Consider the following 17,399-nt stretch of genomic DNA (forward strand, 5'->3'; position numbering starts at 1 on the left):
ATCGCCCACGAGCAAGGTGGTCCATAGCGTTGACTTGCATGGACGAGCCGCTTCGCTGTGTCCGGAGGAGAAGAATCCGATGTTGGAATCGCTAGTCCAAAACGAGTTCGAGATCACTCTTCAACACGTCATGCGGCGCATGCGCACCATGAACTCCCAGATCGAAGTCGTCACACTGCTCGACGCCGACGGGAACACCACTCGAACCACGTACGGCGACGTGGTTCGCAGAGCCGACAGACTAGCCAACGCTCTGCATGGTTTCGGTGTGCGGCCCGGCGACCGGGTGGCAACGTTCGCGTGGAATACCCAGCAGCACTTGGAGGCTTATCTTGCGGTGCCCTGCATGGGTGTCGTCTTGCACACGTTGAACATTCGACTTTCCGACGAGCAGCTGGCCTACGTCGTCAACCACACGGAAGACCGGGTGATCATCGTCGACGATTCGCTTGTTCCGCAGCTCGAGAAGGTCCTTCCCGAGATCGGCGGCGTCGAGCGGTTCATTGTCATCGGCGACGGCAGCAGCGGAAGCCTTCCCAACGTCTGCCGGTATGAGGAGCTGATTTCCGATCAGCCTGACGGCTACGACTATCCCGAGCTCGACGGCCGGGCTGCGGCCAGCCTGTGTTACACCAGCGGCACCACCGGCAACCCGAAGGGCGTGCTCTACGGGCACCGCTCCACGGTGCTGCACGCCATGGCCGAGTGCCTGACGGACACCCTCGACGTGCGTTCCAGCGATCGTGTCCTTCCGGTCGTTCCGATGTTCCATGCCAACGCGTGGGGCCTGCCGTATACCTGCGGGATGATCGGCGCGCCGCTGATCATGCCGAACCGTTTTCTTCAGGCCGACCCATTGGTGAAGCTGATCGAATCCGAGCGTGTGACGTATGCCGCTGCGGTGCCGACAATCTGGAGCGACGTGCTGCGCAAAGCTGAGGACAAGCCGGCGGCACTGTCGACACTGCGACGGGTCGTCTGCGGCGGGGCGGCTGTGCCGAGATCGCTGATGGAACGGTTTGAAGAGGCGTTCAGCACGCCGCTCATCCAGGGCTTCGGCATGACCGAAACCAGTCCGCTGGTAGCGGTTGCCGAAGCGCCGGCCGGTGCGACCGGCGAGGAGCTGTGGCGCTATCGATCAAAGACGGGACGCATCAGCCCGCTTGTCGAGGCCCGGATCGTCGACCCATCCGGAAACGAGCTGCCATGGGACGGCGAGCAGAGCGGCGAGCTGGAGCTCGCGGGCCCCTGGATCGCGTCTGGCTACTACCTCGACCAGCAGGCGGGGCTCGAGAAATTCCATGACGGCTGGTTGTGCACCGGAGACGTCGCGACAATCGACCCCCTGGGTTATATCCACATCACCGACCGCGCCAAGGACGTGATCAAGTCTGGCGGCGAATGGATTTCGTCGATAGAGATGGAGAACGCGCTGATGTCGCACCCGGCGGTGCTCGAGGTTGCGGTGATCGCGAAGCCTGATGAGCGCTGGACCGAACGACCGTTGCCGTGCGTAGTGGTCGACGCCGCCGAAGCCGCAACGCCTGAAGCGCTCAACGAGCACCTCAAGGCCCAGTTCGCCAAGTGGCAGCTTCCCGACGAGTACGCCTACATCGTCGAGGTTCCCAAAACCAGCGTCGGCAAGTTCAACAAGAAGGAGCTGCGCAAACTGCTCTCCGACGGGCAGCTGCCCGGCCGGCGGCCGGTCGTCGCCAAAAAGTCCACCAAGACTTGATTGGACAGCCATGCGGCTCAACGTGATTAGGCACGAGCCACGCCGCGCCCATAAGTTCGTCGGAGGTCAGGCTGATCGCGACGAGCACGCGCTGCGGCGCCCTGCCGGCGGTCGAGCAGAGCATGGGGTGGACGTGTGCGGGGATCGCACACACCAAGGCCCGGCGGTTCGGTTTGCTCGAAGTCGTTGTGCGCATGCGGATTCGCCGCGGGAGGTCCTGTTGATGGCTGAACCTAAGGGTCGCCATCCTCGTCGGGTGCGAAGAGTTTCTCGGGGTGATGGAAGGTGTTGACTCGCGGTTGGCCGTAGTCGAGGTGGGCCGGTGGGAGCCATTCGGTGTCACCTTTTGCATTCTTGCGAGTCGTCCAACCTTTTTCGGCGAGGCGGTTATCGACGCCGCAGGCCAGGGTCAGGTCGCCGATGTCGGTGTAGTAAGTGTTGGGCCAGCCGCTGACATGATGGGCTTGGCTGTGGTAGGCCGGGGCGGTGCAGCCGGGGCGGGTGCAGCCGCCGTCCTTGGCCGCCAGCATGATTCGCTGGGCGAGGTTGGCAAAGCGCTTGGTGTGGAACAACGCCAGCGGTTTGGCTTGATCGAAGACGGCCAAGTAGTGATGCGACGTGGCGGCCCAGCGGATCAGCTGAGTGATGGGCACCCGGGTCCCCCCGCCGGTGCGGGCCCGCCCGGCGCCGGCTTCCAGATCTTTCAGCGTGGTGGTGACGATGATCGACACGGGTAGCCCGTTGTGGCTGCCCAGGTCCCCGGAGGCCAACAGCGCGTGCAGACCGGCGGCCAGGGCGTCATGCTGGCGTTGGGGTTGGCTGCGGGTGTCGCGGCGGCCCGGGTCGGGCTCCAAGACTGGGGTGTCGTCCTCGGGATGGCACGCGCCGGGCGCGGCCAGTTTGGCCCAGGCGGTTTCGAGCAACGCCCGTAGTTCGGGGGTGATCAGGCCGCTGAGGCGCGACATACCGTCGTATTCCTGTCGACCGAGGATGAGGCCGCGTTTGCGGGCCCGTTCTTCCTCGGCGTAGTCGCCATCGGGGTGCAGCAGCGCCATCAACTCATGGGCGTACTTGGCCACCTGGTCGGGGCGGAAGTCACACGCTTTGCCGGCCAAGTCTTTTTCGGCGGCCTCGCGGGTGCCGGGGTCCACCGCGGCGGGCAGATGGGAGACGAAGTCACGGATCACCCGGATGTGCGCGTCCCCGATCATCCCGGCGCGTTGGGCGGCCGCGGTCGCCGTCAGCTTCGGCGCCAACGGCTCCCCGGTCAGCGCCCGGCGCTGGCCGAGGTCTTCGGCCTCGGCGATCCAGCGGTTGGCTTCGGCTTTGGTGATGCGCAGCCGATCGGCCAATGCCGCTGGGAGTTTGCCGCCGAGTTCTTCTTCGCCGGCGCGGGTGGCGAGGTGGTTGATCAGCACATGGCGCACCGATCGTGAGCGGCGCTCCCGGCGTTCCAGGCGCTCCATCACCCGCAGCAGCTCCGGAGTGGTCAGCGCATCAAACGTCAACTCGCACAACTGGTCCTGGGAGTCGTCAGACGCATCAAGGACTGCCACGATCTCCTCACGCGTGCTCGCTGACATACCCCGGATTCTACGAGGGGGCACCGACATGTTCTGATCGGCGCGAAGGCCCAAACCTGTTGATATCGCGGGCGATATCGCGTTTCACGGCCGAGTGCCGCCCAGCTCGCGTTACTGAAGTGACGACTGGGACGGCGCTCCGCAAACCGTGGCATCAATGTCCGCGGCGTCCGGCGCGCAGTCACGACGAGAACCGGCAGCGTCTGCCCGGCAGCGTCTGCTACGCGCGTGGCTCCGACAGCAGCGCATTGAAGATGTGGCGCTCGACCTTCTGCGTGAGATCGATATGCACATGCTTGGTCTCGGTGTACTCGTCGAGCGCGTGCGGGCCGAGCTCGCGGCCCAAACCGCTTTGCTTATAACCGCCAAACGGCAGTGCCGGATCGATCTGGTGCCAGTTGTTGATCCACACTGTGCCGGCGCGCAGCTGCGATGCGACTGCGATCGCACGTTCGTAGTCGGTACTCCACACCCCGGCGCTCAAGCCGTACGGCGAATCGTTGGCCTGCCGGATCGCGTCGGCTTCATCGGTATAGCGCAGGACACACAGGACCGGCCCGAAGATCTCCTCCCGCGCGACTTCCATGTCATTGCTGACTTCGGCGAGGATTGTCGGCTCGATCCAGTAGCCCTTCGTGAACCGCTCTCCCAGCGGCGCGCCGCCACCGAGAGCGACCTTGGCGCCGCTTTGCCTCGCGCTGTCCAGGAACGCCAGCACCCGGTCGCGCTGTCTGGCGGAAATGACCGGTCCTACGTCGGTATTGAAGTCGGTCGTGTCCCCGAGCTTGAGCGCCGACGCGCGGTCGACGAGGCGGTCCACGACGAGGTCGTACATCTTGTCGGACACCAGCAAGCGGGTGCCCGATTCGCAGATCTGGCCGGAGTACAGCATGCAGCCAAACAGTGCCCCGTCGATGGCGACGTCGAGGTCGGCGTCGTCGAGCAGCACCTGCGCGCCCTTGCCGCCGAGCTCGAGGGAGACCTTCTTCACGGTTCCCGACGCCAGGCGCATTATTTCGCGGCCGACTGCGGTCGACCCGGTGAACGCCACCTTGTCGACATCAGGATGTTCGGCCAACCTGGCCCCCACTTCTGCGCCGGGACCGGTGACAAGATTGATGACACCGTCGGGTACCCCGCATTTGTGGGCGATCTCGCACAGGCGCAGCAGCGTCAACGGAGTCTTTTCGTCGGGCTTGATGACCACCGAGTTGCCGGCCGCCAGCGCTGGGCCGATCTTCCAAATGCCCAGCAGCAGAGGGAAATTCCAGGGCACGATCGCGGCGCAGACACCGAGCGGCTCATGGCGTATCACGTTCGTCGACAGCGTCGGAAAGGCGGGCGTCGTCACCTGCCGCTCCCATTGGTAAGAGGCGGCAAGCTCGGCGAAGTACGCAAAGTGCGGCGCCGCGTAGCCGACATGGAAACCCGTCGCCTGCCGCACCGTGGCGCCGTTGGCGTGGATCTCCAGCTCGACGAGGTCCTCGATCTCGTTGCCTAGGCGCTCGGCGATCTGGGTCAGCACCCGCGATCGCTCGGCTGGAGCCAACCGCGACCATGAGGCTGACTCGAATGCCGCGCGCGCCGCAGCCACCGCGGCGTCGGCGTGCTCGGCCGTTCCCCGGGCTATCGTGGCATACACTTCCTCGGTCGCCGGGTCGCGGATCTCGTCCATCTCGTCCGAGTCGACATGCTTTCCGTTGATGAACATTTGATAGTGCTTGATGTCCGTTGCCACGTTGACGCCTCCGATTTCAAGTCGGGATCAAGTCAACAGGGGCGGCACCGCGAAGCACCATCGCCCGAACGGAGGGTTCGGGTAACTCACCTGCCGGAAACAAGCTTGTGCACCGCTGTGTCGGTCTGGGCAATGATCCGTAAAGGAGACAAAAGCACCCCCTTCGGGGAGCAGCGATCGACGTGATGACCGCGATATCTTTCGGCCATGCCGTCTGTTGCGACGAGCTAGTCGACGATTTCCTCGCCGACACCAGGCTCACCCGATCCGCCGTACGGAGAAAGAGATTCCCACCATGGCCGCGGTTCTCGGCTCCTACCTGACCATCATCGGCTTTACCCTGGCGATTCTGAGTCCGGTGCTCATCGCGGCACTCATCAGCGGGTTCCACGCGTACACCGACTGGAGGCGCGCAGACCTGCCGAGGCAAGGAATCCTGGACCGGCTCGGGTCGGGGCCACGACCAAAGCTGGTCCTGATCCACGCGCCGGGCGGTTACGGCAAGAGCACCGTCGCCAAGCAGTGGGTCAAAACTCTCACCAAGCAGAAAGTGAAGACCGCATGGTTGGCTATAGATAGCGACGACAACAACGCGGTTTGGTTTCTCACTCACCTGATTAAGGCGGTCCGCGCTACCCTCCCAGAACTTGCTGACACGCTACAGCAAGAATTCGAAGGGCATTTGGAAAATGTACAACAACATGTCCTTTACGCCTTGCTCCATGGCCTACATTCCGATAAACAAACCCTCGCGCTGGTGATCGATGATTGGCATCTGGTGGACAACAGCGAGACGATGAACGCATTGGCGTACTTAATTGAGAATGGCTGCCATCACCTACATTTGGTTGTCACAAGTCGTACGCGTTCTGGCCTTCCGCTCGACGGGTTGGCGGCCCAGGGGGAGCTCACAGAAATCGACGAGTCACTTCTCAAGTTCGATATCGACGAGTCCCGGGCGCTGCTGGTCAAGCGACGCGGTCTCAAACTCACGCCCGCCAATGTCGCCGAACTCGAGGAGTCCACCGGCGGACGGGCCGCCGCCCTGCAACTGGCGTCCTTGTCGCTTCGCGACCAGGCTGACCCGGCCGCGCTCATCGAGAATCTGTCCGGGCGACATGACGCACACGAAGCAATAGACGACTATTTGGCGTCCAACGTCTTAAACAGCCTTGAGCCGGATCTCCTCGATTTCCTGATGTCGACCTGCGTCACCAACCAGATCTGCAGCGGGTTGGCGACGGCGCTCACCAATAACCACAACAGCCAGGGCCTCCTCGAAGAGATTGAAAAGCGCAATCTATTCCTGCGCAGGATCGATGCTAAAGGATCGTGGTTTCAATATCATGACCTGTTCGCCGAGTACCTGCTGCATCGCCTCGAGCGTGACGCGGTTGACCGCATACCGGGGCTACGCCGCCGAGCCGCGCAGTGGTTTATCGAACACCAGATGCTCAGCCAGGCCGTCGATCAGTTGCTGCTCGCCGGCGACGCACGGCAAGCGGTCGACGCTGTCGAGCAGGCGGCCGGGGATCTGCACGAACAGAACAAGATGCATACGTTGATCGGGCTTGCGGCCAAGTTGCCGGCGCAATACGCCGAGGTGCGCCCCAGGCTGCAGGCAGACCTTGCCTGGGCGAACGTTGCACTGAGCCGCTCGGCGGGGGTGCTGGAAGCGCTTCGATTGGCTGAGAACGCCGTCGACTCGGTTCCGAGCGATCAGGCCGGCGACCTGCGCGCCGAATTGGACCTCCTTGTCGCAATACTCGCCGCCTTCCAGGATCGCGTCCACCCCTTTGCCGATGTCGCGGTACAGGCATGTGTGGACCGGGCCGATACACTGCGCCCCTGGATTCTTTGCCGCGCAGCCGATCTCGCCTCATTTTGTGCGCTTCGAGTATGGGACTTCGATGACGCGCTTCGCTGGCAGAAGTGGGCAGGACCATTCCATCAGAAGACCTCCGGCGCACTCAGCGTTACCTACGGACACTGTCTTGCCGCGATCGCCGCGAACGAGCGGCTCGACGTCGCCGGCGCCGAAGCGCACCTGCGACAAGGCATCCGAATCGCGCTGCTGCCGTCCGGTCGCCCCACCTATATCGCCAAGCTCGCCGGCTCGTTGCTGGGGCAGCTTCTCTACGAACGCGGTCAACTCGACGAAGCCGAGGCATTGCTCGACGACGCCTACGAACTCGGCGCCGAGGGTGGAATCGTCGACATCATGTTCGCGACATTCGGGACGGGAGCACGGCTGAAAATGGCGCGCGGCGACAAGCCCGCCGCAGACCGTCGTATCGCCGAAGGCCTGGAAATTGCAGCCGCAGCGCGACTACCACGACTCGAAGCTCGCCTCATTTATGAGCGGGTTCGATTAGCCGCGATGTCGACCGACGAGATCGACGAGGGGCTCGCTGCGCGAGTCATGGGTCAAAGTGCACAAGCACTCGACGGAATCGGCTACGAGACAGCCGAACTCAGGGAAGACTCACAAGTCCGACTGCTCCTGCGCGACGGCAGCCACTCGGCGCTCAGTGCAGCTTGCGAGCGGGCCCGCGCCCAACTTCGTCATGTCGACCAGGGCAAGCGCCCGCGTGCACACCTGGGCGCCACGCTCCAATTGGCGCTCTGCCTCTCGACAGCTGGCGAGACCGACGAAGCGCGGCGCGTCCTAGCGCCAGCGCTGAGAACCTGTGCCGCGCTTGGATTTAGCCGATTGCTCATCGACGAGGGACCGCAGCTGCTCCGCCTCGCGCAGGACACCGCGGCAACAGAGGAATTCAGTTCCTCCGATCCGGCGTCACAGTGTGTCCGGGATTTCGTGTCAAGTACGGCGGCGTCGAATATGGCGGCATCGCTTAAGGTCTCAACCGTCTAGGGCGCGGAATCGCGGCTGACTCGAAGTCCACCCGCGGCAGCCGGCGATGTCGGCTCCAGTTCCCCGGGCCATCGTGGCATACAGCTCTCGGTCGCCGCGCGGCACTGGTGGCGGTCCCTCGCCTGCTGAGAATGCTTTTCAAGACTGAGTTTTCGACGTCATCGGCTATTCGTCGTTGATGAGGGTTCCTGTGGGTAGCAACGCCTGCCGCCAAGCCTCACGTACTGCTGTGAGCGCTTCCACCGCGGAGATGCTGAGGCGGGTTTGGCCGGCCCGCTGTGACTGCCAGTCGGCGTCGGACGCGGCGCGGTTGAACAGGTGCGGCGCCGGGGGCTTGTCGGTAGGTCCGTATCGGCGGAACAGCTCGGCAGCGGTCGCGTCGATTGCGCCGAGCCGGCTTAGCGCCCAGAGGTCCCAGAGGTCGCGAGGTGCGAGTCGGTCTGCCCATCTCGCGGTCTTTGATGCGGCGAACGCGGGCAGGCCCGGGATACTGGCCGAATCGAACGCCGCGCACGGTAGCCTCCGCGCAGCCCCGGCGGTTGGGATGGGGTCGGCGCGGCACGCTAATGGTGATGCGGCGGTTGCTCGTCGCGGAGCCGGCTCTCGTCCCACGCCGAGCGCACCTGCTCCTCGTCGCCGAACCTCTCCAGATCCTCGGCCGTGACGTGCTGCCGCGGTTTCGGCGCGGTCGGTCGTGGGCTGGGGGGCTCGGTGGGCACGAGGCGATTGTCTCAGTTTTGGGCGGAAAGTTCCGCCGCCGGCCTGACCTCGTTAGCACGGATGCGGCCGGCCGCCCTGCGCCGCCTACTGGCGGTGTTGCAGCAGGGCTTCGGCCGACCGCCCGGTCTATTACGCGTCCCAGCTCGTCAGGTCGCGGGCTGGGATGCCGTGGTCGGCGCAGTAGCTGGTGTAGCGCTCGATGGAGGTCTTGTGGTTCTCCTGCCACAGGATGGTGTTGTTCTCGTCGATGAACAGCAACTCGCCAACGATGACGAAGAACACCTCGGTATCCTCCACACTCTCTGGGGTGTGCCTGGAGCCGGCCACCTCGTAGACGGTGTCGCCGGCGCGGGAGACCCAGTTGTTTTCCTGGTAGCACCAAGCCCCGGATACGGTGTGCCCGATCACGATGCCGGTGTGGTAGTGAGGGGGCAGCTCGAGCCCGCCGGGAAACTTCATCGAGACGATGATCTCGCCGCGAACCGGGTCGACCTTCCAGTACTTGAGGAACACCTTGTCGGTGAGCGGGGTGAAGGGGATCCAGGGATTGTCGGCGCCGCTCATGTAGTTGACGTCGAGCTCTTGCAGCGTTTGCATCGGGGTGCTCCTTGCTTCTTCATCGTTGGTGGCCAATCGGCCAACTGACTGAAACGGTAAGGGCGGCTGCGGCTAATTCCTTGGCGCGCGACGCCAAGGTTGGTGCGCCCGCTTGTGTTCACGTCACAGTGCGAGCGGATGGAGCCACGCCGGCTTGCTCACCCGTGACGAAGGCTCAGGATGCTTTGCCCGAGCGGCTGGTCAACCGGTGGCGCGGCGCCACGAGGTGCACTGCCCTGCCGCGGAATCTCTTACACCCGAGGGCAATTGGTTGTGGTGAACGGCTCGGAGGCAGGTCACGGTTCGGCGGCGCGGCGCTCGCGGATGAGCCCCGGCAGCGTGGGCAGTAGCACCAGGGCCACCGCGAGGTCGAGGCTGTCGGTGTCGATGCTGCGACCGAGGATCTTTTCGGCTTGGTCAACGCGGTAGCTGACCGTGTTGGGATGCACGGTGAGCCGCTGCGCCGTTCGGACCCGGCTGCGGTTCTCCTGCAGGTACACCGACAACGTCGTAGCCACCCGGTAGGTCGCCTCGTCGTCGGTGGCCAGCGGACCAAGCACCCGATGGACGAACGACGCCGCGTGTTCGGCGTCGCAACTGGCCAGCGCGGCGACCGCAACGTCCCGGTAATGCGTCAGCGTGCCGGCGCGGGCGCCGGCCAGCGACGCGACCCGACGGGCATTGGATGCTTCGATATGACTGCGGCGGAAGCCCTTCAGTCCATGTCCGGGCTCGCCGATACCGACGCGAACACCATCCGGAAGTGTGGGCCGACGTGTCGAGACGCCTGTGGTGTCAAAACCGGCTGTGCCAATGTCGCTTCGCCAGCTAAACCAGCCGAATGCCACCAGAGAGCCGCCCGGGTGGATCAGGGTTGTGTCGGCCCGCATCTCGCGTGCAAGCGTGGTGAGCGCCCCGTTCAGCGGTGACTGAGCGTCGCGGTGCTCCGGTGCCGAATCGACCCAGGCGACCACCCCGACGTGGTGGCGATTGACGTCGTAGCGCAACCGTTTGGACGCCCGCTGCGGGTCACGCTCGCGTCTCGCCACAATGTCGTCGATGGCGTCCGTGCGGGCCGCGGCGGTGTTACGCAGCCAGATCTCGCGTTCGGCCTCATAGGCCTGCTCCGCGCGGTTCAAGGCCGCGTCGACGTAGCCGAACATCCAACTGGTGGCGAGTCGAAACGCCAATGCCTGCTGCGTCCGGTCGGTGGCGGCCGCCGTGATCCGGTCCCACATCCACTGCCACAGCAACGTTTGGGCCAGCCGGTAAAACCGCATCAAATTGGCCAGCGGAATCTGGCGCACCACGCCTGCTCGGGCAATGGCCAGGGTCGGTGCGGGCAATTCGACGTCGCGAGGGTCACCGGCCACGTCGATGATGTCGGCCAGTTGGCGGATGCCCGCCTCGGTGCTGACCGTGTTCTCCCTGACGGACTGCGGGTCGGGAAATAGGACCGGCATCTCCGTCTGCATCTGGGTGACGCACCGTTGCGCCAATTCCGCGGCGGCAGCACGCAGTTCGGCGGCTATCGGGCGCAGCAGCTCCTTCCAGACGTTCTCGGCGTCTGGCTCACGTAGTGGTTCCCACGCGGGTTCCATGGCGGCTTAACATACTCCGTTGTGACTACGTCACAACGGAGATCGGCAATGTTGGTGCGAGGAACGAGCCGGCGCCCGCCGCGGCGTGTCGACGTATCCGACGCCGAGCGATGACACGATTCGCCGACGCCGCCATCGCCCGGTTCAGCCGGGTAGACCTTGTGGTCAAGCCCAGCCGACGCGATGAAGGACAGACAGTCGTGACACCGGGACCGGGTGCGCGAATGCGATGAACAGGTTGGGTCTGCACAGCTGGAGTGATCCGAGAGAACCTGTTTTGCGCCATCCTCGGTGCCCGGGGGTAAAAGCGGGACCGCGGGGGGCGCGTTTGTAATCCGCTCACAATCTTCGGGATCGCTGTTGGCGCGCCGGCACGAGCTTTCATAGCCGTTGCGCGGCTAGCTTTTTCGCCCATGATCAAGCACGGCGCCGCCGCCGCGCCTGTGGTCTGGGCCTTCGAACAACTACCCACGCAAGGACACGCCATGAACCTGATGTCACCTGTCGAGTCGATGATGTTTCTCGCCGAGTCGCCCGGCCACCCTATGCATGTCGCCGGGTTGCAGCTGTTCGATCCGCCGCAGGACACCGGGCGGGAATTCGTCCGCGAGTACTACGAAGGGCTCCGGGCATGTGACGATGTGCAGCCTCTTTTTCGCAGGCGTCCAGCGACGCTGCCAGGAGGGCTGAGTGCCGCATGGTCGTCGGCGACCGACATCGACCTCGACTACCACGTGCGGCACTCGGCACTGCCCGGCCCCGGGCGGGTAAGGGAACTGCTCGAACTGGTATCGCGTCTGCAGTCCGGCATGCTCGACCGGCACCGTCCGTTGTGGGAAACCCATGTCATCGAGGGACTCGCCGACGGACGCTTCGCCGTGTACACCAAGATCCATCACGGCCTCGTCGATGGGATATCGACCATCAACTTTCTCCAGAATTCGCTCAGTGCGGATCCACTCGACCGAGAGATCCGTGCGCCGTGGGCGTCGCCCATTCGAACCGACGAGCACGCCGGAGCTTCGTCAAAGCTGCAAACCCTGGCCAGCACAATCAAATCGGCCCCGCGCCTTGGAGCCTCGACCCTCCGTTTGGCGCGTTCCGCTGTGCTCGAACAGCAGATGACCCTGCCGTTCCAGGCGCCGCGAACCATGCTCAACGTCCCGATCGGCGGCGCCCGACGCTGCGCTGCCCAGTCGTGGTCGTTGCAGCGCATCAAAGACGTCAAGAATGCCGCGGGCGTCTCCGTCAACGACGTGGTGCTTGCGATGTGTGCGGGCGCTCTGCGCGGGTATCTGACCGATCAGCACGCATTGCCCGAAAAGCCGTTGGTGGCAATGGTTCCGGTCAGTCTGCGCACTGCCGGCGACGCCGCAGGCGGCAACGCGGTCGGGGCGGTGCTGGCCAATCTGGCCACGCACGTCGACGACCCCGCTCAGCGTCTGGCCGCAATCAGCTCGTCCATGCAGCAGAACAAGGCAGTCCTCGCCGAGATGCCCAGGCCGCAGGCGATGGCGTTGGGAATGATGTTGCTCTCGCCGGTGGTGCTGGGCGGAGTGACGGGAATGTCAGCGACGCGACCGCCATTCAACGTGTGCATCTCGAACGTGCCAGGTTCCCGAAACCCGCTGTATGCCAATGGCGCTCGTCTGCAGAGCAACTATCCGATGTCGATCGCGGCAAATGGCCAAGCGCTCAACATCACACTGGTCAGCAGCGCCGACAGCCTCGACTTCGGTCTGGTGGGATGCCGCAATGCCATGCCGCATCTGCAGCGGATGCTGGCACATCTGGAGACGTCACTCAAAGACCTGGAGCGTGCCGTCCACTACACGACGGCGTGACTGCCGATCGCTCGGGCGACCATTTTGCCGTCCTGGAAAACCTCCGCCTCCGAAGCGACGACGCGGCGACCGGCCTTGGTGGTGCGCGCAACGCAGGTCAGCAGTGTCCCGGGAACCGCGGGCCGCAGGTACTGAATCGTCAAGTCGAAATGCGGAGCCGTCAGCTGTTCATCGAGTGCGGAATGGACCGCCAGTCCGGTGGCCGCGTCCAGAAGGGCCGCGAGGAATCCGCCGTGGACCGTTCCGCGTTCATTGCAATGCTCTGCCGTCGGCATCGCCTGCACGACGGCCTGCTGCTCGTCGGATGGCCCGTACCGGAAGCCGAGAAGTTCGGCGAAGTGACGCTTCATCGGCGCGTCAGCCCGCTGGTCGGGAAGATCCTGCCAATCGGCCGGAACCGACGCCGTCCACATCGGTGAGCGCTTCGCCCGATAGGCCGCAACCGCCTCGCTGCTGTCATCACGCCCCATCAGTCGTCGATGAAGGTGGGTCTCCAACCCGGCCACCTGCCGTGGCGCATAGCCATTGGTCGCGGTGTCCCATAGCAGCCGCTTGGACAGCGCGGCGGACATGGGCGCCACGTTCTCGACGATGTCCGCCGCGATGGTCATGGCATGTTTCAGGACCTCGGTACCCGGCACGGCGGCAACGGCGATGCCCATTCTGGCGACTTCGGTACCGCGGACTGTTCGGCCGGTCAACAACAGGTCGGCCGCGGTGGCCAGCCCGGCCAGACGCTGAAGCGTCCAATGCGACATGCAGTCGCCGATCACGCCACGCCGCGATTGGACGACTCCGTACTTGGCTTCCTCGGCGACGACGCGGATGTCGGTCTGAAGCGCCAGGGTGAACCCGATGCCGATAGCGTGGCCGTTCATGGCCGCGATCACCGGCTTGCGAAGCTCGAACGCCGCCGGCTGGACCGGAGATGCGGAGAAGTCGCTGTGCGTAGGTGAGTCGAACGGATCGGCGTCGCTCATGTCGGCGCCTGCGCAGAACGCCGATCCCGATCCGGTCACCACGATGACGCGCACCGAGTCGTCCCCGTCGCAGCAGCGATAGGCTTCGCCGAGCCGGCGGCCGATCTCAGGGGTGTAGGCGTTGAGCGCGTCGGGTCGGTTCAGGGTAAGCACGGCCACGCCGTTGCGGACTTCCTGTCTGAGGACGTCGTGCATCTCAGTAGGTGGCGGCACGGGTGGCCACCTTGCCGCTGGAGTCCGTCCGGAACAGGGCGTCGTTGTAATGGCATCCCGCCGGCACGAAGTGAAACGTCTTCTCCTCGGCGAACTTGTAATACAGCACCCGCCGGCCGGCGTTGGCGCCGGTGGGCGGCGGTGTGCTGTGCATGGTGTCGCCGTAGTGCAATGTCAGGTCGCCCGGCTGGGTCTCCAACCTGACCACCGGAAGTGCGCCCTCCTGACCCCACTGCATCCAGTGCTTGGTGTAGCGGTGCGAGCCGGCCAGCACCATGAGTTGACCGTTGACGGCGTCGGCGACGTCGAGTTGTATGCCCGCCTGAACCAGGGGACACATCACCGGGTGGCCGCCGATGCCGTCGTCGACGTGCCAGCCGAGGTCACCGTCGCCCTGGACTACGTGGGAGTTCTTGATGAAGACCATCGGGCCGTCGAGGCGGTCGTCGCATACTCTCAGGTTTGGGTTGGCCAAGCGAGCGAAGTGGGTCAGGCGCTCGTCGAAGCAGAGTTGTTGCAGCGCATCCGAATACCGGCCGAGGTAGTTGATCCGGGTCACCACCTCCTGGCGGTCGGCGTTGACCGACCACCACGAGAACGGATCGCCGGGTTCGGCGCGGGCCCGCGCCTGCTCCACTTCCACAGCCAGAGTTTCGGCTTCGGAGGCGGTGTAGACGCCGCGAAGATGCAGGTATCCGGCAACCTCGAAGAAGTGCTGCATCTCGTCCTCGTCGTCGTCGGGGGCAAACGACCGGTGCAGATCCAGCGGTCGGCCGTCGGCGCCGACGAGAGAGTCCCACACCGCGTCGCTGTAGATCGGCATGCCGCTCAACAGCGTTCGGATGGCCGGCTCCCAGCGCCGCCAGCCGTCCACCGAGCCGCGGATGACCCGTGCCCGGTCGGTGCGCACCGATCCGCTGGCGGTCAGCAGGGCATGGAGGAACTCCGAGAAGGTCGCCTCGTCCAACTGGACCAGGGTGGCGGCCTCAGCGTCACCGGCGACGGCTTCGACTCCGTGCGGTATTGCTCGCCAGGTGAAGGTGGTGCCGTCGGGAATGCGGAAGGCCAGGGGAGGCGCGCCCGCGAGGTCGTCGACCACCATGAACCCATGCCGGCTGTTGAGGGCGGGCAGCTGCGCGAGGTGGAAGTCGGTGAACGAGTAGGGCGCAAACGAGCCCGCGATTGCGTCGACCCACGGCAGCCCGGTGCCGGCCCGGTCCGTTCCCATTTGCCCTCCGTGTTACTAAGCAACACAGATGTTTTTCTTTACACTACGGAGCATGGCGTCTTCGGTCAAGGAAATCCAATCCGTGCGCAATGCCTGTCGGGTTCTGGAATTCATTGCGAGCCGCCAGCCCGTCGGCGTCAGCGACATTGCCCGCGCGACCGGAATCGACAAGAGCGCGGTGCATCGCCTCGCGGTCACCCTGAATGCGGCGGGCTGGCTGGACCGCACCGCCGAGGCTCGCTGGACCATCTCACCGATGCTGTCCGGCACGCTTCCGAAGTCGGCGACGCGCTCGCTGACCGAAGCCGCGCGGCCGCTGCTGGAACGCGCGCGCGACCAGACCGGAGAGACGGCGATGCTCGTCATCCCCGACGGGGAGCGCCTGCTCATCGCGGCGATCGCGGAGAGCCACCACACGCTGCGGGTGTCCGTCCGAGCGGGAGTGGAAATGCCGGCCCGCAGCAGTTCGGCGCTGCGGATCCTGGCCGCACATGCCTCACCGGCGGATTTGGCTGTCTACCGGCAGGTCGACCCGGGGCTGACGGAAAAGGCACTCGCGGCGGCCCGCGAGCGGGGGTGGGCGGTCAACGACGCCGAACTCAGCGACGACACCCGCGCCGTCGGTGTGGCGCTGCTGGGTCCGGGAGGCCAGCCGGTGGGGGCACTGGTGTTGTGCGGTCCCGCCACCCGATTCACCCGCCGCGACATCGAACCGTACGGCAAGCTCGTCGCCACCCTGGCCGCCGGCTGGGCTCCTGCGCTGCGAAATCCCAACCACACGCCTCGCGCTCCTTCAGGCCGAAACCGTGCACCGAAGTAGCTCGAAAGCCGTTTGGGCACAGTGGATTACGGCACGGCGCCATAGTCGGAGTAGAACCCGCGGCCACTCTTGACTCCGAAGTCCCCGCGAGCCAGGTATTCGCGCAGCAGCAGGCGCGGGCCTTCGGGTATGCCGTCGCGGACCTGCGCGTAGTGCTCCTCGACGTCGAGCACCACGTCGAGGCCGACCTGATCCATCATGCGGAATGGGCCGGCGGGTGAGCGGAAGACGTCCTGAAAGATCCGGTCGACCTCCTCGGGCGTCGCCACTCCCTCCTGCACGACCATCAGCGCCTCACGTTTGATGGCGGCCCAGATGCGGTTGAAGATAAAGCCGACGCTTTCCCGCCGCACCTCGAACGGCGCCAGCCGGTATCGGGGCAGAAGTTGTTTCAGCGCGTCGATGATGGTGCTGTCGGTCGCCCCGCAGGACATCAATTCGACACTGTTGGCAAGTGGGGGCATCAGGAAATGCATGTTCAACAGCCGCTCGGGGTGCTTGACGGCGCCGGCCATCTGGCTGCTCGGATACGACGACGAGTTGGTCGCCACGATCGTGTCCCGGTCGGCGAGTTCGTCGACGGCGGCCAGCAGCTTCCGCTTGATCGCGAGATCCTCTGCCACCGACTCGATGATCAGCCATGCCCCGCGAACGGCATCCTCGAGCGGGGTGACGACCTCAACGGTTCCCGGCGGCCCGGTCACGGCGAGCATGTCGCGCACCTGCGGTAGCTGGTCGGCCACGAAGCGCTTGGCTGATTCGGCGCGATCCGGGGTGCGGTTGTAGATGTGTACCCGGCTGCCGCCGAGGGCGAACATCAGGGCGATACGAGCGCCGAGCGTACCTGCTCCGAGGACCAGAACGGGACGTTGTTCGATGTCGCCGGGAATCGCGGAGGACCTCGAGTGCTCGGTCGCCGCACCGCTATTCTCATCGCCGATCCTGTCTGTGTTCATGCCCTGCCCCATTGCCGTTGACGTGGTTGTGCCGCGGCGAGCAACCGCCCAGCTCTATGTACCTAATGGTCGCAAGGCGTCATGGTGACCGCGACGCCGAGGCACGTGCGCCCGGCGAGAGTCAGTTGTCGCTTACAGCTCGCAGCGCTCGTGTGGCGCAGGGTCGTAACACGTCGGGGTCCCATGCGGGCAATAGGGGAGGCTGTGGTCAGCGGTTTTTCGCCAGCCCCGGCGAATCAGCCTTCTCGCCAGATACCGTGCAGCCTGCATTCCCTGCCCCCTGGTGTATTGAGGTCCGGAATATTCGATGCCGTAGTAGGCGTCGTAGATATCCTCGGCGAGGGCGTCGATGAGTCTCCTTACTTCCGGTGGGGTGCTCATGGATGGAGAGTTCCCAATTAGGCATGAGCGAAAAACTGCGACGCTGATCCATGCTTCGATGCGCCCGCGCGTGCCGCCGGACCGCTCGGCCGGTGGTGGCGGCGCTCGGCGTGACGCCAGCGTCACGC

The 17,399-nt window shown here is 64.9% G+C and carries 13 protein-coding genes and 1 pseudogene; 4 read left to right on the forward strand and 10 right to left on the reverse strand.

The features are described 5' to 3' along the window. The first annotated feature begins 79 nt into the window (after positions 1-79). A complete protein-coding gene (locus tag B4U45_RS22885; protein ID WP_075546539.1) occupies positions 80-1,735 on the forward strand; it encodes a long-chain fatty acid--CoA ligase in 1,656 nt (551 codons plus the stop codon). Between the two features lie 233 nt (positions 1,736-1,968). Here B4U45_RS22885 and B4U45_RS22890 read toward each other — a convergent pair whose 3' ends face one another. Then, the gene (locus B4U45_RS22890) at positions 1,969-3,318 is read right to left on the reverse strand and encodes an HNH endonuclease signature motif containing protein (protein WP_075546538.1); all 1,350 of its coding nucleotides are present in this window, start codon (positions 3,316-3,318) and stop codon (positions 1,969-1,971) included. Positions 3,319-3,538: 220 nt separating this feature from the next. After that, positions 3,539-5,029, reverse strand: coding sequence for an aldehyde dehydrogenase family protein (locus B4U45_RS22895; protein ID WP_075546572.1), 1,491 nt, complete (start codon positions 5,027-5,029; stop codon positions 3,539-3,541). 322 nt (positions 5,030-5,351) lie between these two features. On the opposite strand from B4U45_RS22895, the gene B4U45_RS22900 reads away from it, so the two are divergent. Then, positions 5,352-7,931, forward strand: a complete 2,580-nt coding sequence (locus B4U45_RS22900) for a winged helix-turn-helix domain-containing protein (RefSeq protein ID WP_075546537.1) — start codon at positions 5,352-5,354, stop codon at positions 7,929-7,931. A 165-nt stretch (positions 7,932-8,096) separates the two neighbouring features. Here B4U45_RS22900 and B4U45_RS22905 read toward each other — a convergent pair whose 3' ends face one another. The 4 genes from B4U45_RS22905 to B4U45_RS22920 all read right to left on the reverse strand — a co-directional run bounded on the left by B4U45_RS22905 (position 8,097) and on the right by B4U45_RS22920 (position 10,849). Beyond that, positions 8,097-8,543, reverse strand: coding sequence for a nucleotidyl transferase AbiEii/AbiGii toxin family protein (locus B4U45_RS22905; protein ID WP_116526583.1), 447 nt, complete (start codon positions 8,541-8,543; stop codon positions 8,097-8,099). Beyond that, positions 8,495-8,650, reverse strand: a complete 156-nt coding sequence (locus B4U45_RS22910) for a hypothetical protein (RefSeq protein WP_162877273.1) — start codon at positions 8,648-8,650, stop codon at positions 8,495-8,497. The genes B4U45_RS22905 and B4U45_RS22910 overlap by 49 nt, the downstream gene beginning before the upstream one ends. 130 nt (positions 8,651-8,780) lie before the next feature. After that, complete coding sequence (locus tag B4U45_RS22915; RefSeq protein ID WP_075546536.1) at positions 8,781-9,248, reverse strand: 2,4'-dihydroxyacetophenone dioxygenase family protein; 468 nt, start codon at positions 9,246-9,248, stop codon at positions 8,781-8,783. 296 nt (positions 9,249-9,544) lie between these two features. After that, positions 9,545-10,849: a PucR family transcriptional regulator gene (locus B4U45_RS22920; protein WP_075546535.1), complete on the reverse strand. Its 1,305-nt coding sequence runs from the start codon at positions 10,847-10,849 to the stop codon at positions 9,545-9,547. 485 nt (positions 10,850-11,334) lie between these two features. Here B4U45_RS22920 and B4U45_RS22925 point away from each other — a divergent pair, with 485 nt between their 5' ends. Continuing rightward, on the forward strand, positions 11,335-12,693 hold the full coding sequence (locus B4U45_RS22925) for a WS/DGAT/MGAT family O-acyltransferase (protein ID WP_075546571.1): 1,359 nt from the start codon (positions 11,335-11,337) through the stop codon (positions 12,691-12,693). Here B4U45_RS22925 and B4U45_RS29565 read toward each other — a convergent pair. The 3 genes and pseudogenes from B4U45_RS29565 to B4U45_RS22935 all read right to left on the reverse strand — a co-directional run bounded on the left by B4U45_RS29565 (position 12,678) and on the right by B4U45_RS22935 (position 15,114). Beyond that, positions 12,678-13,043: a PaaI family thioesterase gene (locus B4U45_RS29565; protein ID WP_239988057.1), complete on the reverse strand. Its 366-nt coding sequence runs from the start codon at positions 13,041-13,043 to the stop codon at positions 12,678-12,680. The genes B4U45_RS22925 and B4U45_RS29565 overlap by 16 nt on opposite strands. 18 nt (positions 13,044-13,061) lie before the next feature. After that, positions 13,062-13,868: pseudogene (locus B4U45_RS22930) on the reverse strand (enoyl-CoA hydratase/isomerase family protein); the annotation flags it as partial. Position 13,869: 1 nt separating this feature from the next. Further along, positions 13,870-15,114: a phytanoyl-CoA dioxygenase family protein gene (locus tag B4U45_RS22935; protein WP_083153592.1), complete on the reverse strand. Its 1,245-nt coding sequence runs from the start codon at positions 15,112-15,114 to the stop codon at positions 13,870-13,872. Positions 15,115-15,166: 52 nt separating this feature from the next. Between B4U45_RS22935 and B4U45_RS22940 the strand changes: the two genes are divergently transcribed. After that, positions 15,167-15,934 carry an IclR family transcriptional regulator gene (locus tag B4U45_RS22940; protein WP_158006326.1) on the forward strand — a complete coding sequence of 256 codons (768 nt, stop codon included), beginning with the start codon at positions 15,167-15,169 and terminating at the stop codon, positions 15,932-15,934. A gap of 26 nt (positions 15,935-15,960) precedes the next feature. Here B4U45_RS22940 and B4U45_RS22945 read toward each other — a convergent pair whose 3' ends face one another. Next, entirely contained in the window at positions 15,961-16,890 is a 930-nt protein-coding gene (locus tag B4U45_RS22945) for a 3-hydroxyacyl-CoA dehydrogenase family protein (RefSeq protein ID WP_082275346.1), read from the reverse strand. Positions 16,891-17,399 lie beyond the last annotated feature (509 nt).

Source organism: Mycobacterium persicum, assembly GCF_002086915.1.
GTDB lineage: Bacteria > Actinomycetota > Actinomycetes > Mycobacteriales > Mycobacteriaceae > Mycobacterium > Mycobacterium persicum.